Origin of the sequence: Selenomonas sp. AE3005, assembly GCF_000686945.1 — a bacterium.
In the GTDB taxonomy this organism is placed as follows: Bacteria; Bacillota; Negativicutes; order Selenomonadales; family Selenomonadaceae; genus Selenomonas_A.
Genome location: NZ_KK366040.1, coordinates 272,405 through 296,363, shown reverse-complemented (window position 1 = coordinate 296,363; position 23,959 = coordinate 272,405). Strand labels below are relative to the sequence as shown.

The 23,959-nt window shown below is 51.3% G+C and carries 22 protein-coding genes; 3 read left to right on the top strand and 19 right to left on the bottom strand.

What is annotated here, in order from left to right:
• Positions 1-1,353, bottom strand: a complete 1,353-nt coding sequence (gene trkA / locus DL94_RS0113025) for a Trk system potassium transporter TrkA (protein WP_028130541.1) — start codon at positions 1,351-1,353, stop codon at positions 1-3.
• A gap of 115 nt (positions 1,354-1,468) precedes the next feature.
• On the opposite strand from trkA, the gene DL94_RS0113020 reads away from it, so the two are divergent.
• The gene (locus DL94_RS0113020) at positions 1,469-2,080 is read left to right on the top strand and encodes a hypothetical protein (protein ID WP_028130540.1); all 612 of its coding nucleotides are present in this window, start codon (positions 1,469-1,471) and stop codon (positions 2,078-2,080) included.
• A 389-nt stretch (positions 2,081-2,469) separates the two neighbouring features.
• Positions 2,470-2,703: a hypothetical protein gene (locus tag DL94_RS0113015; RefSeq protein WP_028130539.1), complete on the top strand. Its 234-nt coding sequence runs from the start codon at positions 2,470-2,472 to the stop codon at positions 2,701-2,703.
• Positions 2,704-2,784: 81 nt separating this feature from the next.
• On the opposite strand, the gene DL94_RS0113010 is transcribed toward DL94_RS0113015, so the two are convergent.
• Both DL94_RS0113010 and DL94_RS0113005 read right to left on the bottom strand, forming a co-directional pair.
• Positions 2,785-4,227: a glycoside hydrolase family 32 protein gene (locus tag DL94_RS0113010; RefSeq protein ID WP_028130538.1), complete on the bottom strand. Its 1,443-nt coding sequence runs from the start codon at positions 4,225-4,227 to the stop codon at positions 2,785-2,787.
• 451 nt (positions 4,228-4,678) lie between these two features.
• Complete coding sequence (locus DL94_RS0113005) at positions 4,679-6,523, bottom strand: glucose PTS transporter subunit IIA (RefSeq protein ID WP_028130537.1); 1,845 nt, start codon at positions 6,521-6,523, stop codon at positions 4,679-4,681.
• A 235-nt stretch (positions 6,524-6,758) separates the two neighbouring features.
• On the opposite strand from DL94_RS0113005, the gene DL94_RS0113000 reads away from it, so the two are divergent.
• On the top strand, positions 6,759-7,520 hold the full coding sequence (locus DL94_RS0113000; RefSeq protein WP_028130536.1) for a TSUP family transporter: 762 nt from the start codon (positions 6,759-6,761) through the stop codon (positions 7,518-7,520).
• A 92-nt stretch (positions 7,521-7,612) separates the two neighbouring features.
• Here DL94_RS0113000 and DL94_RS0112995 read toward each other — a convergent pair whose 3' ends face one another.
• The 16 genes from DL94_RS0112995 to DL94_RS0112920 all read right to left on the bottom strand — a co-directional run bounded on the left by DL94_RS0112995 (position 7,613) and on the right by DL94_RS0112920 (position 23,507).
• Positions 7,613-10,663 carry an efflux RND transporter permease subunit gene (locus DL94_RS0112995; RefSeq protein WP_028130535.1) on the bottom strand — a complete coding sequence of 1,017 codons (3,051 nt, stop codon included), beginning with the start codon at positions 10,661-10,663 and terminating at the stop codon, positions 7,613-7,615.
• Positions 10,663-11,736 carry an efflux RND transporter periplasmic adaptor subunit gene (locus tag DL94_RS0112990; protein WP_028130534.1) on the bottom strand — a complete coding sequence of 358 codons (1,074 nt, stop codon included), beginning with the start codon at positions 11,734-11,736 and terminating at the stop codon, positions 10,663-10,665. The genes DL94_RS0112995 and DL94_RS0112990 overlap by 1 nt, the downstream gene beginning before the upstream one ends.
• Positions 11,723-12,205, bottom strand: a complete 483-nt coding sequence (locus DL94_RS0112985) for a MarR family winged helix-turn-helix transcriptional regulator (protein WP_028130533.1) — start codon at positions 12,203-12,205, stop codon at positions 11,723-11,725. The genes DL94_RS0112990 and DL94_RS0112985 overlap by 14 nt, the downstream gene beginning before the upstream one ends.
• 190 nt (positions 12,206-12,395) lie before the next feature.
• Positions 12,396-13,319 carry a hypothetical protein gene (locus DL94_RS0112980; RefSeq protein WP_028130532.1) on the bottom strand — a complete coding sequence of 308 codons (924 nt, stop codon included), beginning with the start codon at positions 13,317-13,319 and terminating at the stop codon, positions 12,396-12,398.
• Between the two features lie 76 nt (positions 13,320-13,395).
• Entirely contained in the window at positions 13,396-14,331 is a 936-nt protein-coding gene (locus DL94_RS14950) for a cation diffusion facilitator family transporter (protein ID WP_037371943.1), read from the bottom strand.
• A gap of 59 nt (positions 14,332-14,390) precedes the next feature.
• On the bottom strand, positions 14,391-14,810 hold the full coding sequence (locus DL94_RS0112970; protein ID WP_028130531.1) for a hypothetical protein: 420 nt from the start codon (positions 14,808-14,810) through the stop codon (positions 14,391-14,393).
• A gap of 347 nt (positions 14,811-15,157) precedes the next feature.
• Positions 15,158-16,165 carry a hydrogenase expression/formation protein HypE gene (hypE, locus tag DL94_RS0112965; protein ID WP_028130530.1) on the bottom strand — a complete coding sequence of 336 codons (1,008 nt, stop codon included), beginning with the start codon at positions 16,163-16,165 and terminating at the stop codon, positions 15,158-15,160.
• Positions 16,155-17,258: a hydrogenase formation protein HypD gene (gene hypD, locus DL94_RS0112960; protein WP_028130529.1), complete on the bottom strand. Its 1,104-nt coding sequence runs from the start codon at positions 17,256-17,258 to the stop codon at positions 16,155-16,157. Before hypD ends, hypE begins: the two co-directional genes overlap by 11 nt.
• Positions 17,259-17,272: 14 nt before the next feature.
• Positions 17,273-17,509 (bottom strand): HypC/HybG/HupF family hydrogenase formation chaperone, encoded by a 237-nt coding sequence (locus DL94_RS0112955; protein WP_028130528.1) that lies wholly within the window; start codon positions 17,507-17,509, stop codon positions 17,273-17,275.
• A 266-nt stretch (positions 17,510-17,775) separates the two neighbouring features.
• Positions 17,776-18,366, bottom strand: coding sequence for a HyaD/HybD family hydrogenase maturation endopeptidase (locus tag DL94_RS0112950; protein WP_028130527.1), 591 nt, complete (start codon positions 18,364-18,366; stop codon positions 17,776-17,778).
• 2 nt (positions 18,367-18,368) lie between these two features.
• The gene (gene hypB, locus DL94_RS0112945) at positions 18,369-19,028 is read right to left on the bottom strand and encodes a hydrogenase nickel incorporation protein HypB (protein ID WP_028130526.1); all 660 of its coding nucleotides are present in this window, start codon (positions 19,026-19,028) and stop codon (positions 18,369-18,371) included.
• The gene (gene hypA, locus DL94_RS0112940; protein ID WP_028130525.1) at positions 19,028-19,369 is read right to left on the bottom strand and encodes a hydrogenase maturation nickel metallochaperone HypA; all 342 of its coding nucleotides are present in this window, start codon (positions 19,367-19,369) and stop codon (positions 19,028-19,030) included. Before hypA ends, hypB begins: the two co-directional genes overlap by 1 nt.
• A 113-nt stretch (positions 19,370-19,482) precedes the next feature.
• Positions 19,483-19,725: a cation transporter gene (locus DL94_RS0112935; RefSeq protein WP_028130524.1), complete on the bottom strand. Its 243-nt coding sequence runs from the start codon at positions 19,723-19,725 to the stop codon at positions 19,483-19,485.
• Between the two features lie 74 nt (positions 19,726-19,799).
• Positions 19,800-20,495, bottom strand: a complete 696-nt coding sequence (cybH, locus tag DL94_RS0112930; protein WP_028130523.1) for a Ni/Fe-hydrogenase, b-type cytochrome subunit — start codon at positions 20,493-20,495, stop codon at positions 19,800-19,802.
• Between the two features lie 20 nt (positions 20,496-20,515).
• The gene (locus tag DL94_RS0112925; protein ID WP_028130522.1) at positions 20,516-22,423 is read right to left on the bottom strand and encodes a nickel-dependent hydrogenase large subunit; all 1,908 of its coding nucleotides are present in this window, start codon (positions 22,421-22,423) and stop codon (positions 20,516-20,518) included.
• Positions 22,424-22,439: 16 nt separating this feature from the next.
• Complete coding sequence (locus tag DL94_RS0112920; protein ID WP_028130521.1) at positions 22,440-23,507, bottom strand: hydrogenase small subunit; 1,068 nt, start codon at positions 23,505-23,507, stop codon at positions 22,440-22,442.
• Between the last annotated feature and the right edge of the window lie 452 nt (positions 23,508-23,959).

The window sequence follows — 23,959 nt, the reverse complement described above, 5'->3', positions numbered from 1 at the left end:
TTATTCCTTCCCTTTGAAGTATTTGATGACCTGTTGTGAGAATTTCGTCTGTATGAAGAGAATTGTTCTGTCACCGGGCAGCAGCACGGTATTACCATTAGGAATCTGCGCCTCCGTACCACGTACATAGGCACAAACCAGACATTCCTTGGGCAGTTTCACGTCCATGAGCTTTTTGCCGGCCACCGGCGCCCCCTCCTGGACAATGACCTCCACGGCCTCAGCCTTGGCTCCTTCCAGCAAGGATACCGACACTACGCCGCCGCGCCGGGCAAAAGCCAGCACTTCACTGGCTGACAACAGGCGAGTGGACAAAACTATATTCACCCCGACTTTTTCCATCAGTTCCACGTATTCATTACGGGACACGCGCACCACCGTTTTGGTCCGGTTGCCGGATAAATGACGGGCCAGCAATGCCAGCATAAGGTTCAGCTTATCGTCCTCAGTCAGACACACCACCACATCAGCATGAGCTACATCTTCTTCCACCAGCAAATCAATATCCGTGCCATCACCGCAGATGGCTATGCCCTTTTTGAGCATAGCCGCCACCAGCTGGCAGCGTTCCCGGTCATGGTCAATGACCTTGACATGCACGTCCTGACTGTCAAGCAGCTGTGCCAAAGCCCGGCCGGCCCGGCCGGCACCGATAATCAGCACACGGTGCAATTTACGGGCATCACGCTGGACAAATTTCTGACTGAACTTTTCTATTTCCTCCGGAATCCCGATAAAATACGCATTGTCATGCGGCTGCAGGGAATCTTCACCGTGAGGAATAATCATGCGCTTGTCCCGGAAAATCATGCCGGCCAGCACTCCCTTGGGCAGCTGAATATCCTTCAAGGGAATCCCGGCAATGGAGGACTTGCGCTGAATCTTCGTTTCAAACAGACGTATCTTGCCGTGGGCAAAATCTTCCACATCGAGCGCCGCCGGCGTCATGAGAATGCGGTTTATTTCGTTGGCCGTTATCAGCTCCGGATTCAGCATCAGGTCAATGTCAAAATTCTTTTTAAGATAATCCTTGGCCTCAGACATGAATTTCATATCCCTGATACGGGCCACAGTATGTTTTATCCCATGTTTCTTGGCCAAAATACAGGCCACCATATTGACTTCATCGCTGGCTGTCACCGCAATGAGGATATCCGCATCCCGTACATCAGGGTCAGCCATCGTTATGGGGCTGGCACCATTGGCCGCAATGGTCAGCACGTCCAGAGTATTCTTTGCTGCCTCGAGCTGGCTTTCGTCCTGGTCGATTACCACCACGTCAAACTGTTCCTTTGATAAAAGCTCCGCTATACTATAGCCCAGCTTTCCTGCGCCCACCACTACGATACGCAAACCAATAACCTCCCCGGTTGTCAATGCAGTACTATTGCTTTTGCCATACATATCTGCTAAATTAAGATATGTAATATTATAGCATTTTTTGACTATTATTGGAGGTATATTTAAATTGTTTAAGCAATTTCCCAACACCAGCTATCCCCTAAAGGCGGCGCTGGTTATCAGCATATTGTACCTGTTGGCCATAATTCCCGTCAGCGACATTCTGCCCGAATGGGTATCATGGGAAAACGGCCCTATCGAGAATGCACAGGTTGTGGCACTGCTCTTAGGCGTCGCTTACAACATCATCGCGGCGCGTCAAAATCCTGCCTACGGCAAGGTATTCTACACCGCCGCGGCCTTCCTGTTCCTGCTCGGACTGCGTGAACTTTCCTACGGCCGCGTCTTTTTCCCCACCCACATGGGCAGCCACGGCCCGGAATTCATCTCCATGAAGGATTTCCCCTTCCATACGGCCATTTACGTTTTCCTGGGTATATACATGCTCCTGCTGCTCTACGCCTTCATTCGTCATATTCCCTGGCGTAAGTTGCTGGCAGTTCAGCGTCCTACGGCGTTTTTCATCATTGCGGTCATCTGCGCCCTGCTTTCCACAGCCGGTGACCATGCCTGGATGCTGGAAGGCAGCGAAGGCGAAACCATGGAGGAACTGGCAGAGCTGCTCATGTATATCACATTCCTGCACATGTCTATCTGGTACAGCAAAGTTCTCAAATAACAATATCATAGTTAATGTCCCAAAGGTCCTAATCACTTGCTGCTGATTAGGGCCTATATAATTTTCATAAATACTCTTTTTATGGCGATATCATCATAACTTATTGCCCCAAAATGCTCTAAAAACGCCAAAAACTGTCAAAATCGGGCGAGATTCTCATATAACCTTCGACTACTGGGAATAATTCCATATATATTGGGACTTTTGGTCAATATTGGTAACTTTTGCTACTTCACAAGGTTTTAATCATAGTGTATACTGTATATCGAGTTGTTAAGATTTACTCTATTTCCTTTGCTTCGCTAACAACAAAGGGCAATGACGGTCTTTCCCTGATAATCCCCAATCGGCCGGCTTTGCCAGGATTTTCTTGTTGGAGGTGTTTCCCCATGATAGTCGATAACGTCCGCGTTATTATCGAAAATGGCACCTTTTCAGCGGAAGATGCGCAGTATTACATCAATCGTATTAAAATGACTTCTAAATTTCCCTTAAAAAAAGTCATCTTTAATCGAACCGATGCGTATTTAGATCTTCGTTACTCGTTTGAGTCAATCCCCTTCGAACGTATTAGACGAATTCCGCTTAAGGCTATTTTTGAAGATCGCGCAGTAAACAACTGACGTGCGTGGCTTCCCCAGCCACTTTTCTGACAGTAATAAGCCCCAGAAACTCAGGTTTCTGGGGCTTATTACTATATTTTTTTATCTGTACCAGTAACCGTCCAGCTCCCAAATCTTGCCGCTCAGGGACATCATTTCCCCATCGGCTGTGACCTGCAGCTCCGGCTGAATGTTCTTTTCCGGGAACACCAAGATGCTGGCAGCCTCTTCCCCGTGCTGGAAGAAAGCCTCCACTGCCGTCTTGTCGACAAATATCTGCAGGAACAGCTTGGTGTCGGCAAAGAGTTTAAAGCGGCGAATGCCACGGCCGCCATTACGCATGCCATTGCGGTCAATAGACATCGTCTGCTCCCGTCTGTCGTAAATGAACAGCAGACTTTCCGTGCCATATTTCAGGGCAACCACCAATTCCTTGGCCTCGCCCATTTCGATATCAAGCAGGATTTCCGAGCCGTCAAACAGCGGCCGCGCGATTTCTGTCAGGGCCTCACTTTCCATTTCCACGGCTGTTTCCTGAATGCGCAGGTCCTTCATTTCCCGGGCCGGGCGGGAGTAAATATGTCCCTGACGCAGGCGCAATTCCCGGGGCATGGTCAGGCTGTACATCCAGCCCTGTTCCTTGGTGGGGTATTCGCCGTCCTTGTCCGGCATACCCATCCAGCCAAAGAGCAGCTGCCGGCCTTCATGACTGAGCACCTGCGGTGCATAAAAGTCAAAGCCCTTATCAAGTTCCTGGAACTTGGTATGCTGCATCATATCCATGCTGTCGAGTGATAAATGGCCTGCAATATAGCCGGCCTGGTAGATATTCTGCCGGTCAAAGGCACGTTCGTCCAAGCCCTGCGGACAGAATATCAGCACATCATAGCTGCCAAACTGCACGAGATTCGGACATTCCCACATATAGCCGAATTCACCCAGACGGTTTTTGACCTCGCCCAGACACTTCCAGCCCTCGGCACCTTCTTCATAAATGAGCACTGTGCCTGTTTCATCAGCCTCACGCTGTGCACCGATAATGAAGTAACGCTTGCCCCGGCGCGTGAAGATATACGGGTCACGGAAATGACCTGTATAACCTTCTGCCTTGTCGGCCACGATGATTTCTTCCTTCTTTACCTGTCCGCCCTTATAGCTGCCAAAGCGCTGGGCCGGAATCCGCACGCCGTCTTCCTTGCGGTTGCAGGTGTAGAGAACACGCAGCTGGCCGTCTTCCACCGTACCACAGCCGGAATAGCAGCCGTCCTTGTCGTGTTCATCAGACGGCCACATAGCCAGCTGCGGCACAGCATAGTGAATGAAATCACGGGTTTCCGTATGAGCCCAGCATTTGTTCTTATGCTCGCAGCCCAAGGGATTCCACTGGAAAAAAATATGGTATTTGCCATCACTGAAGGTCAGACCATTAGGGTCATTTATCAGGCCAAAAGGCATTTCCAAATGAAATTTATTGTGCCAGCGGTGTTCCAGCGGGAAACCGGCTCTGACCTGTTCGTCTATTGCTTTTTTGTCAAATTTTTCCATTATTGTCACCTTCCTTTATAGTACGCTTAATCTGTTCGAAATAATTGGCGCGGCCTAGGCCGCTCAGACTTGCGCCTTTTGCTTACCAATAAAACTATTGCTATTATTATAGCATATTTGTTTAAGAGATAAATACACCAGCGCGAGGGCCAGTGGCCACTGGCCCAAGGCGCGGTCAGGGAGTTTTCCCCGCGCAGCTTTTGCCGGCCGGCGTTAAGAAATAAAATTTTGCCCACCATAGCCTCATCTAAACAGGGCTGTTGTCTGAGCCCAGCGAGTTTAAGCCCGTTTAGATGCTTAATTAAAAGGCAAAATTTTATTTTAGCCGGCTGGCACAGCGAAGTGGGGAAAGCTCCCTGACCGCGCCGCCTTAGCACCACGCACTACGCACTACGCACCACACCAACCGTATTAAACAAAAGGGCTGTCACTAACGCGACAGCCCCGATTCTTATTCTTCCGGCTTAAAGAACGTAAAGGTCAGACCAAAAGCCACACCAAAGCCGATAAGATTTACAAGCACATATTCAACCAAACGGTCAAGATAGAGCAGCGTGCCCGGAATTACCGTAATGCCCATGCCCGTACCAGCCAGGTGCAGGAAACTTGCTACACCGCCAGCGCAAGCGCCGCCAACCAGGCCATAAAGGAAGGGTTTCATGAAACGCAGGTTGATACCGAAGATTGCCGGTTCCGTAATTCCCAGGAAAGCCGGAACAGCCGAGGAAATGTACAGAGCGCGTTTTTTCGGGTTCTGCGTCTTCAGGGCAACAGCTACAGCTGCACCACCCTGAGCCACGATAGCACCGGTGATGATAGCGTTGAAGGGGTTAACATGCGTCGTAGCCAGCAGCTGTACTTCCAAAGCGTTAAACACATGATGAACACCAAATACTACGATTACCTGCTGCAAGCCGCCGACGATGAAACCGCCAATGCCCATGGGCATCTGCAGGAATGCGGAAACAGCACCAAAAATCGTCGTTTCCAGAGCGTGCATGATGGGCCCGATGATGAGAATACCGAGAATCATGGAAATGAACAGGGTAACGAACGGCGTAACAATCAAATCAATAATATCAGGTACGATATTTTTAAGCGCTTTCTGCAGCTTGGCAGCAAAGATACCCAGTACCAGTGCCGGCAGAACCGAACCCTGATAACCAACGATACCAACAGTCATGCCCAGAATATCCATCGGAATCGGCTTAACATCGCCGCCGGCAACTGCCCAGGCGTTAGGCAGCTGAGGACCTACCAGCATGAGGCCCAGAACCAGACCGATAACCGGCGTACCGCCGAAACGTTTCATCGTGGACCAGCAAACCAGTGCCGGCAGGAAGATGAAGGCCGTATCCGTCAGAATCTGGCTGAGCAGCAACACATTGGGGCTGAACTCAACGCCCAGGCTCTGAGCTGCACCGCGCAGGCCCATGAACAAACCTGTGGCCACCAGTACGGGAATGATAGGTACGAATACGTCACCCAGCGTACGGGAAATCTTCTGCAGCGGCGTCATCTGCGCATAAGCCTCTTCCTTATTGCTGCCGCCCGTGAAATTAGTCCCCTTCGTAAACTCAGCAAATACCTTGTCAACAAAACCAGTACCTAAAATAATCTGATACTGCGCAGCGGCAAAGAACTGGCCTTTAACGCCGTCAATATTCTCAATGGCTTTCTCATCAACCTTGGACATATCATTGATGATAAGACGCAGGCGCGTTGCACAATGCTCGGCATTGCGGACGTTGGCCATGCCGCCTACATACTTGGCAATCAGCTTAGCCACCCGGACTTCATCGGGCAGGTCAGCGTATTCATCATCAGCCGTAACCGTTGCTGCCTTTTCTGCAGCCGGAGCCTCAGAGGAAATCTCCACATCTCCCAGAGCAATGGTAATCTGGCCGAATTCGCTGGAGTTCGTGACCACTACCGGCGTCGTTACATCATAACCGGCAGCCTTGATAGCCTCAACATCAAATTCCAGCAGCAGCTGGCCTTTTTTCACCTGTGCGCCCTGCTCAACGTGTGCAGTGAAATGCTCGCCATTCAGTTTTACCGTATCCAGGCCCACATGAATGAGCACTTCTTCACCGTTGCTGCCACGTACACCAATAGCGTGTTTCGTGTCAAACATCACCGTAATTTCACCATCTACTGGTGCGTAAACCTTACCCTCCGGATTCTTTACCGCAGCGCCAAAGCCCATGGCACCGCTGGCAAAAGCAGGGTCATTAACCTCACTCAAAGCTACCAGGTCACCCTTTAACGGGCTGTCCAAGCGAATATCCTTCATGAGAGAACCTCCTTCTTTCTTATCTCCTAAACAATTCCTCACTCTAACTTATAAGTTCTGTAACCAAAATGTGAAACCAATTTCATAATTAAGTCTACCCGTTATATCGCAGTTTGTCAAGATTACAATTGTAAAAAATTTAAAATCATTTCTGACCTGTCAAAATAGGTTCTCATAAACCTATTGCCAGCGCCGGCTGCTCCGTAGTATTCTATACTGCAGGAGGAATGAATATATGGAATTATTGGATATAAACACCTTGGCCTTTTTGCTGTTCTTCGGCTTTATGGCCTCTTTTATCGACTCGGTGGTCGGCGGCGGCGGTCTTATCTCCGTCCCAGCGCTGCTTTGGACAGGACTGCCGCCGGTTACGGCTTTGGGCACCAACAAAGGGGCGGCCGTTATGGGTGCCATGACCAGTTTCATCACCTTTGTCCGCTCCGGCAAGGTCGATGGTTACTTAATGCGCCGGCTCTTCCCCCTCTCCTTTATCGGCTCCGCCCTCGGCGTACTGACTGTACAGCTGCTGCCGGCAGCTATTCTCCGCCCTTTGGTCGTCGTCATGCTGGCTGCCGTCCTCATCTACAGTATCTGTAAAAAAGAATGGGGCCGGGAAAACCATTATACCGGCCTTTCCCGGAAAATGCTGCTGCTGTCCGGACTGGTGGCTTTCTCGCTGGGCTTTTATGACGGTTTCTTTGGCCCCGGTGCCGGTTCCTTTATGCTCTTTGCCCTGCTGCTGATTGGCTTTGACTTTATCGGCGCCGCCGCCAATGCCCGGACACTGAACTTTGCCAGCAACATTTCCGCCGTATTGTTTTTCGGCTATCTCGGACAAATCAACTTTGCCTACGCCCTGCCCATGGGCCTTTCTATGATAGCCGGCGCCTACTGTGGTGCCAATATGGCCCTGAAAAAGGGCGTGGGCTATGTGCGCCCCTTGTTCATCATCATGACGACTATCCTCATTGGCAAACTCATTTACGATTTACTTTAAAATGCTAAATCATAATAAAGCCCCCTGCGGCAGTATTTTTCCACCGTCCAAGCGGAAGAAAAATATTGCCACAGGGGGCTTTATATATCAGTTTATTGTTCTTTATAAGGGATTTTATAGGCTACGGCATACATGGCCGGCAGTACCAGCAAGGTCAGAATGGTAGCCACCAGCAGGCCGCTGGCAATGGCTACTGCCATCGGTCCCCAGAAGGTGCTGGCCATCAGCGGCAGCATGCCCAAAATAGCGGCGGCTGCCGTCAGCATAATGGGGCGGAACCGGAGTACCGCGGAATCCACCACCGCATCATAGGGACTTTGCCCGGCGGCGATATGCTGCTTTATCTGGTCAATGAGGATAACCGAATTGCGGATTATCATGCCAAAGAGGGCCAGGATACCCAGCTCGGCCACAAACCCCATGGCCGAATCAGTGATAAGCATGCCCCAGACCACGCCGATAATGCCTAAAGGTGCCGTCAGCAAGGTCAGCAGCATCTGTTTCATGCTGCCCAGCTGGAACATCAGCAAGGTCATAATGACAAACAGCATCGCCGGTACCGGCTGCATCAAGTAATGCAGGGAATCGGCACTGTCGCCCAAAGCCCCGGCTACTTCGATATTGCAGCCCAAGGGCAAATCCTCGCGCAGCTCTTTCGTGGCCTCAAACGCCTTTTTCGTGGCATCGTTGGCGGTGCCGCTCTTGATATCAGCCTGCACCATAATCGCCGGCATCAGATTGTACCGCTTGATAAAGCCCGGCTCGGCATCGTAAGAAATTCTGCCGATTTGCTCCAGGGTTATATAACCGGCACTGCCCATATAAATGGGCAGTTTGCCCAGCTCACTCAAATCATCGCGGTCCTGTACCGACAGCCGCAGGGTAATATCCAGCGTTCTGTCCCCGGTATAAAACTGCGCTGCCGCGGCTCCGGTTATCTCGGTGTAAATCATCTGTTTCACCGCCTGCACATTGAGCCCCATCTCGCGCAACTTATCCTGGTCCAGCTCTACCTTTACCACTTTGCTCTTATTATCCCAGTCCAGGTTCACATTGTAATTGTTGCTGTCAGCAGCCACAATGTCCTTCACCCGGTGGGCCAGTTCCTTGGCCTGCTCCGTCGTATACCCGGTAACGCGCAGCATTACGGGATAATCTGCCGGTGGCCCGGTCTGAATGTATTGCAGTTTGGTCTGCACATCGGCAAACTCGTCCGTCGCTGCCTCGTTTAAGGCCGCAGCCAGCTTTTCCCGGGCCTTCACGTCCTTGGTCACCATGACAAACTGGCTCACATTATCCGCTGCGGCCTTGGGGTCAACAGTCAGGACAAAACGCGGTGCATACTCGCCCACATAATAGGAGTAGTTGTCCAAAAGCTCCGCATGACGCTGCAAAAAGGCCGACATACGGTCAGCAGCCTGCTGCGTGGCAGCTTTGGAAGAACCTTCCGGCAGTTTCATCTCCAACAGAATTTCCGGACGGGTAGACGTCGGGAAGAATTCCTGCCGGATATGGGGCAGCATGACCAGGGAGAGAACAAACACGGCCGCCGTTACTACCAGCACAGTTTTCCGGTATGCCAAAAACATGTGCAGCAGCCTGCGGAACTGCGCATAAAATTTCTCCCGGCGGGAAGAGGCTGCCTCTGCCTTCTGCGCGTGCGGTGTCACCTTTATCATATATGTTCCCAGCAGCGGTGCCACCATAACCGATACTATCCACGACAGCACCAGGGAAACACCGATAACAGGGAACAACGCCTGACAGAACTCACTGGCCATACCCTTGGCAAACGCCACGGGTATAAAGCCGGAACAGGTGATAAGCGTACCTGTCAGCATGGGCTTGGCCGTAGCTGTGAAAGCATAACAGGCCGCCTCCACCTTGTTAAGGCCGGCCTCCAGCTTAACGCTCATCATTTCCACGGCGATGATAGCGTCATCGACCAGCAGGCCCAGCGCGATAATCAAGGCGCCTAAGGACACCTTATGCAGGTCGATACCAGCCATGTACATAAATACGAATACGCCGCAGAGCACCAACGGAATACAGCAGGCGACCACCATGCCGGTATGAACGCCCAAAGACAGGAAACTCACGGCCAGTACGATGGCAATAGCAATAAGCAGGGTTTCCACAAACTCACCAATGGAAGAGTTTACCACTTCCGACTGGTTGGCAACCTGCTGAATTTCCACCCCGGCCGGCAAATCCCGCTGCACGGCCTCCACGGTTGCTTTCAGCGTTTTGCCCAGTTCCAGGATATTGCCGCCCTCTTCCATGGACACCGCAATACCCACGGCCGGCTGGCCGTTGAAAAACATTTTCGAATCGGCCGGGTCAGCGTATTTGCGCGTGACCTTGGCCACATCACTCATGCGGAAGGAACGGCCATTCACACTGAGCGGCGTTTCCGCAATGGTCTGCACATCATCGTATTTGCCGGTCAGACGCAGATACACATTGCTGGAATTTGTATCCACCATAGCCGCCGCCGTCATCACGTTCTGCTTTTTCAGCGCAGCGCCGATTTCCTCAGGGCTTATACCCAGCTGGGCGAGTTTTGGAGCATCGATTTCCACGTAAATCTTTTCCGACTGCTCACCGACAATTTCGACCTTCTGCACGGACTTACAGTTCAGCAGCAGGCGCCGCGTCTTTTCGGCATACTGCCGCAGTTCCTCGTAGTTATAGCCATCACCGGTAACGGCATAGATGGTGCCGTACACATCATCGAACCGGTCATTATAAAACGGGCCATATACGCCATCGGGCAGATTCCGCTTTACATCTTCGCAGAAATTCCGCACATCGCGCCAGGCCGGCCGGATATCTTCCTTGGCAATCTCATCGTCCAGCCCCACATAAATAACAGTTTGGCCGGGACGGTTTTCACTTTTTAAATGCTTTAAATGCGGGGTATCCTGCAGGCGCTTTTCCAGCTTATCCGTAACCTGCTCCTGCATTTCCTCAGCCGTAGCCCCCGGCCAGGCTGCCGTGACCACCATTTGCCGAATGGTAAACTGGGGGTCCTCCATGCGTCCCAGATTGAAATAGGCCGCAATACCGCCCAGCGCTGTAACCGCAATAAAATACCATACCAGAACGCGATTGTTCAGGGAGACCTCTGTAAGATTGCGCATTAGTCTCCCTCCGTCCGCACTGTCTGTCCGGCATGCAGTTTATGTACACCTGCTACGACTACCACATCACTGGCATTCAAGCCTGTAACCCGGACAGTATCATCGCCCAGACTTTCCACCTTGACCTGCTTGGCAGTCAGCGTATTATCTTCCCCGACTACCCAGACCTCCGGCGAATCCCCGTTTTGGAAAACAGCCGCTAAAGGCAGCACGGCACCTTCCGCCATGCTGCTGCCGGCAGTTTTTATACTGACACTGGCCGTCATCCCGAGCTGCATACCCTCCGGCGGTTCCGGCAGGGAAATGCGCACCCTGTAGGTACGAGTCACTGTGTCAGCCATTGGCGCAATCTCCCGGATTGTGCCATCAGCCCGGCCCTGCAGGGCCCAAAAGCTCACCGACACCGGCATACCCAGGGACAATTCTGCCACCCGGTTTTCCGGCACATTGATTTCTACTTCCATTTCCCCGGACTGCACCAAAGTCATTACAGTCTGGCCGGCAGCTACTACCTGCCCTTCTTCGGCTGAAATAGCGGACACGACACCATTGGCGCCGGCGGTCAGATTGGTATAGCCCAGGGCATTATGCCCCTGCGCCTGCTGCGCCAAAGCACTGCGATAGGACGCAAAAGCCGCGTCATAATTAGCCTGATACTGGTCGAGCGTGGCCTTTGATACAGCGCTTTCGTGATACAGCTGAGTATAACGTCCCAGATTGCGCTTAGCCAGGTCCAGCTGCGCCCGGGCAGACGCCACCTGCGCATCGCCCTGATTGGACTTTTGGAGTACGTCCCGGCTGTCAATGACCATCAGCACGTCCCCGGCCCGTACCCGGCTGCCCACTTGAACATTACGGGCAATAATTTGTCCGCCAACTTGAAAAGACATATTAGTTTCATAACGGCCTTTTACCGTACCGGAATAACTCCCGGTCTGCGATTCTGCCCTCAGGCCTGCCTGCTGCGTTTTCACGAGCAGCGGCTTATCAGCCGTCTTGGGCTGGCTGCCACAGCCGCCCAGCAGCAGTGCCAGGGATACAGCCGTTACTGCCAGCAACTTACAATTTTTCACGCCGCTCGCCTCCCTGCGGCACATGCTTGGCCAGCTCTACCAAATCAGCCTCACAGGCCCGGTCAACCAATTTGTGGAACCCTTCAAACATTCCCTTTACCTCCGCCGGGTCCATATCTTTTACCAGATAATCTATCCAGCCCTGAATGATGTTGCGCAGATATCCATATTGCTCCCGGCCGTATTCCGTCATATATATCCGGCGTACACGTTTATCTTCGGTATCAGCCTGCCGGACAATAAAACCTTTATCAACCAACAGGTTGATGGTTCTGGTTACCACAGCCTTGTCCAGATACAGCATGGCTGCCAGCTCATCCTGCTTGGAACCTTCACGGTCATAAAGCCGGATCAGCATGCAGTATTCAGAAAAAGTCAGCCCATACTTCTGACAGGCCTCCACCACAAACAACTGTGAGCGGCGGTGCAAAATCGAAAACCAGCGTCCCCAGTTCACAAATTCATCCATTATGAATCCTCCTTCGCAATTTTCCCCTATATCACTACACAATTCAATTTAAGTTGATTATATCAATTATTTTACACCTGCCATAATCTAAAGTCAATATAACGCGGAGCATAACCATATCATTATGCCACTATAATAAAAAAGCAGTGTCAGCTCCCTTCTGCCAACACTGCCTAAAACTCATTTACTTTTATTCCGCCGTGGTAACTACGCCAAACAGCTGCGTATCAGCTTTCGTCTGAATGTAGAATTCCGTACCGGCCGGCAGGTCGATATTCTTGCCCTTCACAAAAGCACCACCGATTACGCCGATAGGCCCAAGGATAATGATACCTGCCAGGCTGGCACCGGCAGCCATGGCCATGCTCTTCATCTGTTCCTTGGCTTCTTCACCCATGAAGGTGTTGACATAAGTACCATCGATGGATTTCGTCTGCTTATAGTCAATTTCCAGTTCCGCATCACGGCCAAAGTTTCTGGCCTGCTTTACCTTCAGCACCGTACCGTCACCCGGCTCGCCCTTGGCGAAAACCAGCTTGCCATCAACAATAACATCACTGGCAACCTTATAGCGGATAACATCGCCTTTTTTCAGGTTCTTGGTGTTCACCGGGTCTACCAGTGCTACCTTAATCAAGGTATTTTTCGGAACAATCACCTGCTGCAGCGGCAGTTCTACTGCGCCGAAAGAGGCTTTGGACAACTTGGAAATACGTTTTTTATACGTACCTTCCGTAGTCTTGCCATCGATGGTCATTTCCATATCAGCAAGACGCTTTTCCACAGAGTTCATGCTGACTTCATGGGAAATGTTCCATTCCACAGCATTCAGCTGCGCCAGGATAGACGGCGTCGTGCTGTTGGTATAAACATCATCATAGAGAGCGTCCACCCGGGCCATCATGCTGCCGCTGCGGTGGCTGCCGATATAATCCTTTTCCAGCTTGTTGATACGGTCGAGCAGCGCGCCAGTCTGTTCTACACCATAGGTATCCTTTTCTACTGCCCCCAGCTTGGCCTGTACGGTTTCCGGTGTCTGGGCACTGGCGACGCCCAGAGAGGACACCACCAGCAGGGCCGACAGCATCATCGCACATATTTTACGGAATTTCATAGACAAGTTCCCCCATTCTTGTTATTATCACGGTTTCTATTCTATCACATTTTAGCGTGATATCGTTAAAATCTAATTAAGATTCTTCAATTTCTGCCGGTTTTTTTGCATTTTCATACTGGCTTTCCTTTGTTTCCGGGGCATGAATACCGGCCGGCTCGGGATGTATGAGGATATCAAACGAACCAAACTCCGCCCGGATTTGATCCTCGAGCTCGTCACAAATGGCATGCACATGTGACAGGTGCATATTGCCGTTAAAGAGTACATGAACGTCCAGCAGTTTATAGGAGCCTGATTTGCGTGTGCGCAGGCAATGACAGCCTACGACCTCCGGCACAGCGTCAATGATGGCCATAATCCGGCTTTCCTGTTCCTCCGGCAGGCTGACATCCGTAAGTTCCAAAGTCGATGACACCACCATTTTCCAGCCTTCGCGGAAGATTATCACCGCCACCACAATAGCAATGACACCATCCAGCCAAGCCCAGCCGGTAAACTTCATAAGCACCAGCCCCAGCATAACACCTACAGAGGTCCAGACATCAGCGCGCAAATGCAGCCCATCGGCCTCCAGCGCCTGCGAATCCGTCATGCGCCCCACCTTTATCAGCCGCTGCGATACCCAAAGATTGATGACAATGGAAACAAGCATAATGACCACACCCAGCTCCAGCATGGCCGGCATTTTTTCCTGTCCCATGTGTTCAACAGCCTCATAGACAATGCCGCCGGCCGCAGCGACGATAAGCAGCGCCTCCACCGCCGCCGACAGATTTTCAAACTTGCCATGGCCGTAATCATGCTCCATATCCGGCGGCGTGACAGACTTTTTCACAGCCCAAAAGGCAATCAGGGAGGCCAGCAAATCCACACTGGAATGCAGCGCCTCCGAAATCAGACTCACCGCGCCCCCCCAAATGCCGACAATGAGTTTTAACAGGACCAATACCGTATTGGAAATAATCGACAAATAGGCCGTATCTTTTTTTAGCACATCTATTTCTGTCATAATAGCCTCCATTCTGCATAGCAGAAATCTCCCCCAGGTTTGGGGGAGATTTCCAGCATTTATTTACGCGGCTGTTCGTAAATAAAATTCACAACCGTCTGCATCGGAGAGGTTTCTACAAACGGGAACTCCGGTGTCGGTATATTATTTTCTTCCACAATTTCCTTGGTATCATAAACCTGCACCTTGGAAGATAAAATGCGATATACCAGCTTTTCCCTGTTGAACTGCATCCAATAGATATAACGGCGGTTGGTGCGTGCTTTAATCACCGCCACCCGGGCTTGCACCAGTTCGTACTGTTTCTGCTGATTATCCGGCAGCATTTCCACCGTCTGCGTATAGCCAATGGAGTCTACGTCCACATAATACCCCGTAGGCCCTACCGCGTCCACAAACTGCATATCCTCAGCAAAAACGCTGACACTCCCCCACAGTAACAAACCTGCCACCAACGGCAAAATCCGCCCAATTTTCATCTATTTCGCTTCTTTCTATAATTATCAAATCAATCTCTTCCAAACACGGTTCATTATAGCGAAAAAGCCATCTTCATGCAAGTTTTGGGAGAGGTTCGCGACAGCCTTAACATCGAGCCACGAATAACAAGCGTAACTTCGAGGGGCGGTGGCAGTTGGGTGGCGGAGCGTAAGAGGACGGGCGTGAAGAAATAATTTTTTGCTAACCACAAAAATAACTGGAAAAGCATACTGTCTGAGCGCAGCGAGTTTTTGCTTTTCCAGTTATATAAATAGCAAAAAATTATTTTAGCCCGGCCTCTCAGCGCAGCCAACCAACTGCCACCGCCCCGAGGCAACGCAACAACTTAACAAATTCGCGGCACTATATTCCCCAGCGGCATATCCACCACGCGAATACCGCCGATAGCCGTCCTTAATCCTACGGTTCCCGGCGCCTCAGCCGTCACTTCACCGATAATCCTGGCCGCCTGCCCGTAGGGACTTGTCCGCATAGCCTTCAGCACCTTTTCCGCACTTGCAGCCGGCACAAACGCCACACACTTGCCCTCATTAGCCAGATACAACGGGTCAAAGCCCAGCATATCACAGACACCCTGCACCTCAGGATGAATGGGAATCTCATCCTCATCTATCAAAATACCGCACTGCGAGGCCGCCGCAATTTCATTGAGCACGGCTGCCACACCGCCCCGGGTGGGGTCACGCATAACTGCGATGTCCGGCGCCGCCTCAAGCATCGCTTTGGTCATCTTATTAAGCGGCGCACAGTCCGTCTGCACACTAGCCGGCAGGCTGATATTATGCCGCCCGGCCATAATGGCCGCCGCATGGTCACCGATAAAGCCCGACAAAATAACCTTCATGCCCGGCTTAACATTCAGCGGACTGATATCCGTCCCGGGAATCTTATCGCCAATCCCGGCAGTATTGATAAAAATACCATCGGCCTTGCCCTTTTCCACTACCTTGGTATCCCCCGTAGCAATAACCACACCGGCCTCATCTGCCATAGCACGCATCGTCTGCACAATGGTCTGCAGGTCTTTGATGGGGAACCCTTCTTCAATAATCATCCCCACCGACAAATACCGCGGCACTGCCCCGGTCATTGACAAGTCATTTACCGTACCACAGACCGCCAGCTTGCCGATATTGCCCCCGGCAAAAAACAGCGGCTGCACCACATAGGAATCCGTGGTGAACGCCACTTCACCTGCCATATTCACCAATGCCCCATCATGCAGGGTATTGAGCACCGGATTGCCATAAGCCGGCAAAATAACCTGCTCCATCAATTCCTGACTCACTTTGCCGCCGGCCCCATGCGCCAGGGTTACCCTATCATTTGCCATATTCAAACCTCCCCTGACCATATTTATACCAGGCCGCACATACACCTTCCACTGACACCATACACGGCCCGATAGCATGCGTAGGCACACAGGCCTTGCCAAAGAGCGGACACTCCTGCGGCGTAACTATGCCCCTGAGCACCTCACCACAGCGGCAGGCCGTCTTTTTCGTCACCGTCTCCACGGCCACCGGCAGTACCTGCTCAATATCAAAACAAGCATATTCCGCCTTCATCTTCAGCCCCGACAAAGGCACAATCCCCATGCCGCGCCAGCCTGTATCACAAGGTTCATAAACTCTGCTGGTAATCGCCATGGATACGGGATTGCCTTCGGCTTTTACCACATCGGTGTACTCATTTTCCACCTTAGCCTCACCCTTGACGACCTGCTGCACCAGCCGGTAAAGCCCGCGCAAAATCTGCAGCGGTTCAAAACCAGTGACCACACCCGGCACATGATATTTGCTGATAACCGGCTCATAGACGCCTGTCCCCGTAACTACCGACACATGACCCGGCAGGATAAAACCGTCCACATGGACTTCCTCATCATTTAAAAGTGTTTCCATCACCGGCGGCACCAGTTTTTGCGCCGACAACATATAAAGATTCGTTACTCCCTGCTGCTCAGCCGCCAGCACCGTAGCCGCCGCCGTGGGAGCCGTAGTTTCAAAGCCTACAGCCAGAAAAATAACTTTTTTATCCGGATTATCTTTGGCAATCTGAATGCTGTCCATAGGCGAGTAAACAATACGAATATCCGCCCCATTGGTTTTAGCCTCATTCAAACTGGACTTCGAACCGGGAACTTTGAGCATATCGCCAAAAGTGGCAATAATCACATCATCACGCTGCGCATAGGCAATGGCCTTATCCATATAATCATCCGGCGTCACACATACCGGACACCCCGGCCCGGATACAAGTTCCACCGAATCAGGCAATATCTGCCGCAGCCCGGCGCGAAAAATCGCCACCGTATGCGTGCCGCAAACCTCCATAAAACGCAATTTACGCCCCGTAGACGCCGCCAGCTCACCGATTTTAGCCACCAGTTCCCGGGCAAACTCCCGTTCCTCAGCTTTCGTCAGTTTCTCCTGTCCCGTCACAGCTTATCCACCGTCCTAGGCGCTCCACGCATTTCTGCCATCAGCGCATAAGTTTCCTGCGCGTCCTTCTCCTCCACCTTCTGCATGGCAAAGCCGGCATGTACAAGCACATAATCCCCCAGCTTAGTTTCCGGCAGCAGCATAAGACTCACATCACGCGTAACCCCGGCAATATCCACCGTCCCCATAGCATCATTTATCGCAACTACTTTGGCAGGAACAGCCAAACACATAGTATTACCTCCTAACAACTAATTCGTTTCTTAGCGGAAAGGCTTTTGCTGACTACTCAACGTAAAAAAATATCATTTGACGCGCCGCAGGGCGGCGGTGATATTGGGCTGCAGCGTTTGACTGTCAGCGTTAAGAAAGTATTTTTGCCGTCCGCAAAATGCCTACTGTCTGAGCGCAGCGAGTTTAGGCATTTTACGGACACAAGGCAAAAATACTTTTAGCTGACAGTCTAAGCGAAAGCACAATACCACCGCCGCCCCAAGCATTAGCGAACAGACGAGAAATCCTCTGCCACCTTATTGTAGTCCATATCTTCTGCCACATTCCGCAGTTTCGGCACTATCCCCCAGTTTTTGAGTTCTGCCAGCGCCTGCTCCACCATCTGCGGCAGCAATTCCATCATGCCATCCGACAGCTCAACGCCGGCCTCCACATCATATGGCTGCGCCCCAATAACCACCACATCAGGAATCTTATGCCCCGTGACCGTGAGCAATCCCAGCACATCCTGAATGCCAACTTCATGCGCCGACAACTTATCCTGAAAATGCTCCATTACATCATCATTGTGAAAACGGAACGTCGTCCCCGGCTCAGCACCGCCGTTAATCGAATCAATCACCAGCAGCTTTTCCGTCCCCGTGACATACTGCGTCAGCTCAATACCTAAAGTACCGCCGTCCACAATCTGCACGGACTCCGGAAATTCATAATGCTTATCCAGATATTCTGCCACCCGGACGCCAAACCCCTCGTCCCGCAGAATCACATTGCCAATCCCCAGAATCGTTACTTCATTTTTATAGAGCACATTGTCCAGACAGGACGTGCCACCAGCCGCAAATACATCTGCCATGCTTACTTCCCCTTTTTCGCCGCCACCTTTTGCAGCAGCCAGTCACACCAGTGGTCAAGGCCATCACCCTTGGTGCAGGAAACCTCCAGCACCTCAATGCCAGGGTGCAGACTCGTGATATCCTGCTTGGCCGAATCCATATTGAAATTACAATAAGGTGCCAAATCCACCTTATTGATAAGCGCAATCTCACTTTCCTTGAACATCAGCGGATATTTCAAAGGCTTGTCATCACCTTCCGTGACCGACAGCACCACTGCCCGGGCATCTTCCCCTACGGGGAACTCCGCCGGACACACGAGATTGCCCACATTTTCCACCACCAGCAGATCCAGCTCGTCCAGATTCATTTCCTTCACGGTTTTCTGCACCATATTGGCGTCCAGATGGCAGCCCCCGGCTGTGTTAATCTGAATTACCGGCACACCATACTTATCAATTCGCTCAGCGTCCTTGCTCGTAAAGAGGTCGCCCTCGATAACCGCCATCTTGATTTTATCCTTCAGCCGTTCCATGGTCTTTTCGAGCACCGAAGTCTTGCCAGCCCCCGGCGAACCCATGAAATTCAGTACAAACACCTTTTTATCCTGAAACATAGCCTGATTTTCTGCGGCTAATCTGTCATTTTCCCCTAAAATATTCTTGATAACCTTAATCTCCATCAGTCTACCTCCAAATATTCTACCTGCATTTCGCGGCCTGACAAGGTAGTCAGTACCCCGTCCTTACACTCGGGACACCAAAAATCATAATGCTCGATATGAAACTCCTTGCCACATTTGCTGCACCGCCCCATAAGCGGTACATTTTTGATGACCAGTTTAGCCCCCTCGGCCATAGTCCCCTGCACCAGCATATTAAAGGAAAACTCCAGGGAATCAACTTCCACCCCGGACATCTCTCCAATAAGCAGGCCGATTTCATTGATTTTCTGCGCGTCATTCTGCTTGGCATAATCAAGCGCTATATCTAAAATTCCTTCCGCAATGGCCATTTCATGCATATTTTTCACCTCGTTTGCATCTTTGGGGAGCGTTCCCCCCAGCCGATACATAATGAAAACGCCTTCCCCGCCAACACTAATAGGGCAGGGAAGGCGTAATAAGCAAGCAGCAGTTATAAAACTGCCTCCAGACCGCGAGCACTAAAACTCTGCAGGATATCCCCGAGTTTCGTTTTCTCAGGATTGTAATCCACGGTGGTTTCACCGTCATGCGCATGGATATGAACATACAGAACTCCCGGTAATCCCAAAAGCTCCTTTTCCATTGCCTGCGCACTCTCCGCCGTATAGCCATGCACCGTGAACTGCAAGCGGGTGTTGCCACCCTCGTGTCCGCAGCCGCATTCCTTACACATGGGCAAAGCCTCCTTTATTTCATCAATATGAGCAAACCGCTAGTACAAATTGCCCAGTGGTCAAATAACAATACTTACTTCAGCGTACCATCGAGATGGCCGGCATCACGCGGCTCATGCGCCAAAATCTTGCTGCCGGAGAACATGGAGGATACTTCACTTTCACCTTCCATGAACTCAGCGCGGATAACCATGTAAACATGGCCGATAGCAAAGAGGATAATACCCCAGGCCACATAGTGATGCACGAGATGCGCCATCATTTCACCGCCCAACAGGGGAATTACCCAGCCAAACAGCGTGCCGCCAATGCCGAAGGGGTCCGTCATATAGTAAATACCGAAACCCGTGATGATTTCGATAAGTACCAGCACATACAGGAACGCGTAGGAGCAACGGGCCAGCGGATTACGCAGATAAGACGCATGTTCCGCTTTCAGGAACATATAATGCATGGCTACATCAATGGTATTTCTGTAAAAATACCCTTTCCAGACATGCGGAAACAGCCGGTCACCGCGATTGATGATAAACCCGTAAATCTTAAAGATAAACGAGGCACTGAACAGATAGGCTGCCAGAAAATGGATATTGCGGATATTATCCAGCGTCATGCCGGAAAAAGTCGGTTCCGACGCATGGATATTCCACGGACTGGTAATCATCAGGCCTGTAATAAACAGGACACAGATGGCTGCCACCATAATCCAATGAAAGATCCGCAGCCAAGGACTAAACAGGTAATATTCCCTGCGAACTACTTCTTTCATAGCTTTTTCCTTTCTGCAGATTATTTGTCCACCCGGGTACCGGAGTACGGGTCCGTAGTAATGACGTTAATCTTTTCACCCTTGGCATTAAACATATGCGTTGCACAAGCCATGCAGGGGTCAAAGGAACGGATAACCTTGACGATTTCCAGCGGCTTATCGGCAACCTTCACCTGCGTGTCCTTCATGGCCATTTCGTAGGCGCCATTGCCGGCATTATCGTCACGCGGGCAGGCATTCCAGGTCGTCGGCACAATGCACTGATAATTGTCCGTCTTGCCATCCTTGATGGTGATGTAATGGGACAGTGCACCGCGCGGTGCCTCATAGAGGCCCACACCCTTGCATTCCTTCGGCCAGGTATTCGGATCCCACTTATCGGAATTAGCAACCTTGGTATCACCGGCCTTCAGGTTGGCAATGAGCTTATCAAAGAAGAACTTGTTGATTTCCGCAGCCAGCTGGCAGTCCAGAGCACGTGCAGCCGTACGGCCTACCATCGTGGGCAGCCATACTTCCGGAGCCAGGCCCAGGACCTTGGAAACAGCATCGAGCTGGTCAAGCATCATCTTTTCTGCCCAGGTCATATCCGGCAGCAGGCCCTTCTTAGCCTTGGTGTAGATGATGATATAACGGGCCAGCGGACCAACTTCACAAAGTTTGCCTTTCCATTTCGGCGTTTTCAGCCAGGAATATTTGCCGTTTTCATTGAGCGCTTTCCAATCCGTTTCCGTGCCCTCTTTAGGACCGGTGAACTTAGCTGCAGTAACACCTTCCCAAGGATGACGGTCTTTCTTCCCGGCAGGATACTCATACCAAGCGTGGTCAACGCTTTCCGTAATATTTTCCGTCGTAACATCTTCTGCCGTTACCTCCGTGAACTTCGCAGCAGCCAGGCCCTTGCCAAAGTCTTCCACTACGCCGTTGCAGCGAATGAGGAGGTTCTTGAAGAAACCGCCATCACTGGTGCCCGTGTAGCTTTCAATCGGATATGCACCATAACCAAGCACGCAGGTCTTAGCCATGCCGCCGCCATCAACCCGGCCGGCTTTCACATAAGCGGAACCAATGGCCAGCAGGTCAGGCAGATAATAATTGTTTACCAGCGAGCGCCCCATGTTGATGGCTCTGTCTACGATTTCCAGACGTGCCGTATTCACCGGAGCATTGCCGTCCTCCAAGGAAATGGAGCAGGGCATACCGCCCACCACATAATGCGGATGCGGATTCTTGCCGCCGAAGATAACATGCGGCGTAACCAGCTCGCGCTGCTTATCCAGCATTTCCAGATAATGCGCCACAGCCAAAAGATGAACTTCCGGCGGCAGCAGCTTGTAATCGGGATGGTCCCACCAGTTGGCGGAGAAAATACCCAGCTGGCCGCTTTCTACGATAGCTTTTACCTTATTCTTAATCTGTTCAAAGTACTGGGGCGTAGCTGCCGGGAAGTCATGCTCATAGGCTTCCGTTACGGACGTTTCCGGCGCACGGAACGGCAGTTTGTAAGTGTTCAGCACCGTATTCTGCAGATTAGCCGTGGCAATGGCGTCAGCAGCCAAAGCCTCTACCGGGCTTACCCAGTCCAAAGCATGCAGATGATAGAAATGCACGATATGGTCCTGCACCGTCAGCGTTGCCGCCATGATGTTGCGGATATAATTGGCATTCTTCGGAATAGCAATACCCAAAGCGTCCTCAACCGCACGGACAGAGCCCAAAGCATGAGCCGTGGTGCAAACGCCGCAAATACGCTGGATATAAGCCCAGGCGTCACGGGGGTCACGGTTCTTCATAACCAGTTCCAGGCCGCGCCAGGCGGTACCGGAGGAAACAGCGTCTGTAACCTTCCCCGTTGCTTCATCAACCTGCACCTCTACACGAAGATGACCTTCAATGCGAGTTACCGGATCTACTACTACATGTTTCATTTATTCACCTGCTCCCTTATTCCTTCTCTGCTTCGCGTTTCTGCTTCTGCACAACGCTCATAGCGCCATGCGCAGCCACACCTGCCGCCGTGGCCACAGCCATAGCAGCACCGATTTTATCCACGTTGCCCAACGGACCATACTCCGGCATACGGGTGGTCATCGGGTCTTCGTCCCAGAAATGTGCATTGGAGCAGCCAATGCAGGGAGCACCGGACTGAATCGGGTAACTCATGCCCTGGAACCAGCGCAGATTACCACAGGAATTGTAGGTTTCAGGTCCGCGGCAGCCCAGTTTATACAGGCACCAGCCAGCCTTAGCGCCTTCATCGTCAAAGCGTTCTGCAAACATACCGGCATCAAAGAACGGACGGCGATAGCAGGTATCATGGATACGATTGCCGTAGAACTGTTTCGGACGGCCTTCGTTATCGAGCGGCGGCACCGTGCCAAAGAGAGCCACATGCATGACCACGCCCGTCATAACTTCCGGAATCGGCGGACAGCCCGGCACATTGACAACCGGCGTTCTGCCACAGAAATGCGCAATGCCGGAGGAACCAGTCGGGTTCGGTTTGGCAGCCTGAATACCACCGGATACAGCACAGGTACCGTAAGCGATAACTGCCGCAGCATTATGGGCAGCATGCTGCAACGTCTGAATGAACGGCTTGCCGCCGGACATGCAGTAAATGCCGTTCTCCTTAGTGCAGACAGCACCTTCTACACAGAGGATGTACTGACCTTTGTACTTGTTGATAGTTTCTTCCAAATGTGCCTCGAAAGGCTCGCCGCTGGCGGCACTTAACAGATGGTCATACTCCAGCGCAATCTGGCTCAGCACCAAATCAGATGCGAGCGGTGCCCCGGAACGAATGAAGGACTCATCACAGCCCGTGCATTCATGTCCATGAATCCAGACCACTACCGGCAAAGGCTTCTTCTCGGCAGCTTCCACCACCTTGGACACCTGGTCCGTGCCGAGGCCCATCAGGGACGTCAGCGCAATGCAGCTTTTAACAAAGCTGCGGCGGCTCATGCCTTTTTTGAGATATAAATCCCACATACTCTCCCGTTTGTCCACTTTGTTACCTCCTCATGTTATCCTTGCAGATGTATTGCTATAGACTTACGTCACCGGCTCGTTGGTGATACTATAAAAAACATCTATCAGTGATACCATTTATTATACGCCGAAAAAATACAAAATGCTATATCTATTATTACAAAGATTCACCATAAATATTTTTTATTCGCTATGGCAATAAAGCAAGAATATCCTTTGATAAACAGGACTAATCACACCCATATTCCATAGGTCTACTGTGTCCTTACTTCGCCACCGCACCGGCTTTCTCCTGCTACGAAAAAACATTTTACCTCCCCAGGCTCTGACGAAAATTGTACATTTACCTCACAGATATTGTAAAACAATACAAAACGCGGTATAATTTACCAAAATATAAAGATGCAGTTCAGCTAGGAGAGCATCAGGGTTGTAATTTCCTATTAAACCTCGCTATGGTACAATATCAT

What these genes read in the sequence shown, in the direction of transcription:
- DL94_RS0113015 (WP_028130539.1), top strand. Translation starts at nt 2,470, where the DNA reads ATGATAGTCGATAACGTCCGCGTTATTATCGAAAATGGCACCTTTTCA.
- DL94_RS0113010 (WP_028130538.1), bottom strand. Translation starts at nt 4,227, where the DNA reads ATGGAAAAATTTGACAAAAAAGCAATAGACGAACAGGTCAGAGCCGGT.
- DL94_RS0113005 (WP_028130537.1), bottom strand. Translation starts at nt 6,523, where the DNA reads ATGAAGGATATTCGCTTGGACAGCCCGTTAAAGGGTGACCTGGTAGCT.
- DL94_RS0113000 (WP_028130536.1), top strand. Translation starts at nt 6,759, where the DNA reads ATGGAATTATTGGATATAAACACCTTGGCCTTTTTGCTGTTCTTCGGC.
- DL94_RS0112995 (WP_028130535.1), bottom strand. Translation starts at nt 10,663, where the DNA reads ATGCGCAATCTTACAGAGGTCTCCCTGAACAATCGCGTTCTGGTATGG.
- DL94_RS0112985 (WP_028130533.1), bottom strand. Translation starts at nt 12,205, where the DNA reads ATGGATGAATTTGTGAACTGGGGACGCTGGTTTTCGATTTTGCACCGC.
- DL94_RS0112980 (WP_028130532.1), bottom strand. Translation starts at nt 13,319, where the DNA reads ATGAAATTCCGTAAAATATGTGCGATGATGCTGTCGGCCCTGCTGGTG.
- DL94_RS14950 (WP_037371943.1), bottom strand. Translation starts at nt 14,331, where the DNA reads ATGACAGAAATAGATGTGCTAAAAAAAGATACGGCCTATTTGTCGATT.
- DL94_RS0112970 (WP_028130531.1), bottom strand. Translation starts at nt 14,810, where the DNA reads ATGAAAATTGGGCGGATTTTGCCGTTGGTGGCAGGTTTGTTACTGTGG.
- hypE (WP_028130530.1), bottom strand. Translation starts at nt 16,165, where the DNA reads ATGGCAAATGATAGGGTAACCCTGGCGCATGGGGCCGGCGGCAAAGTG.
- DL94_RS0112955 (WP_028130528.1), bottom strand. Translation starts at nt 17,509, where the DNA reads ATGTGTTTGGCTGTTCCTGCCAAAGTAGTTGCGATAAATGATGCTATG.
- DL94_RS0112950 (WP_028130527.1), bottom strand. Translation starts at nt 18,366, where the DNA reads ATGGCAGATGTATTTGCGGCTGGTGGCACGTCCTGTCTGGACAATGTG.
- hypB (WP_028130526.1), bottom strand. Translation starts at nt 19,028, where the DNA reads ATGGAGATTAAGGTTATCAAGAATATTTTAGGGGAAAATGACAGATTA.
- hypA (WP_028130525.1), bottom strand. Translation starts at nt 19,369, where the DNA reads ATGCATGAAATGGCCATTGCGGAAGGAATTTTAGATATAGCGCTTGAT.
- DL94_RS0112935 (WP_028130524.1), bottom strand. Translation starts at nt 19,725, where the DNA reads ATGTGTAAGGAATGCGGCTGCGGACACGAGGGTGGCAACACCCGCTTG.
- cybH (WP_028130523.1), bottom strand. Translation starts at nt 20,495, where the DNA reads ATGAAAGAAGTAGTTCGCAGGGAATATTACCTGTTTAGTCCTTGGCTG.
- DL94_RS0112925 (WP_028130522.1), bottom strand. Translation starts at nt 22,423, where the DNA reads ATGAAACATGTAGTAGTAGATCCGGTAACTCGCATTGAAGGTCATCTT.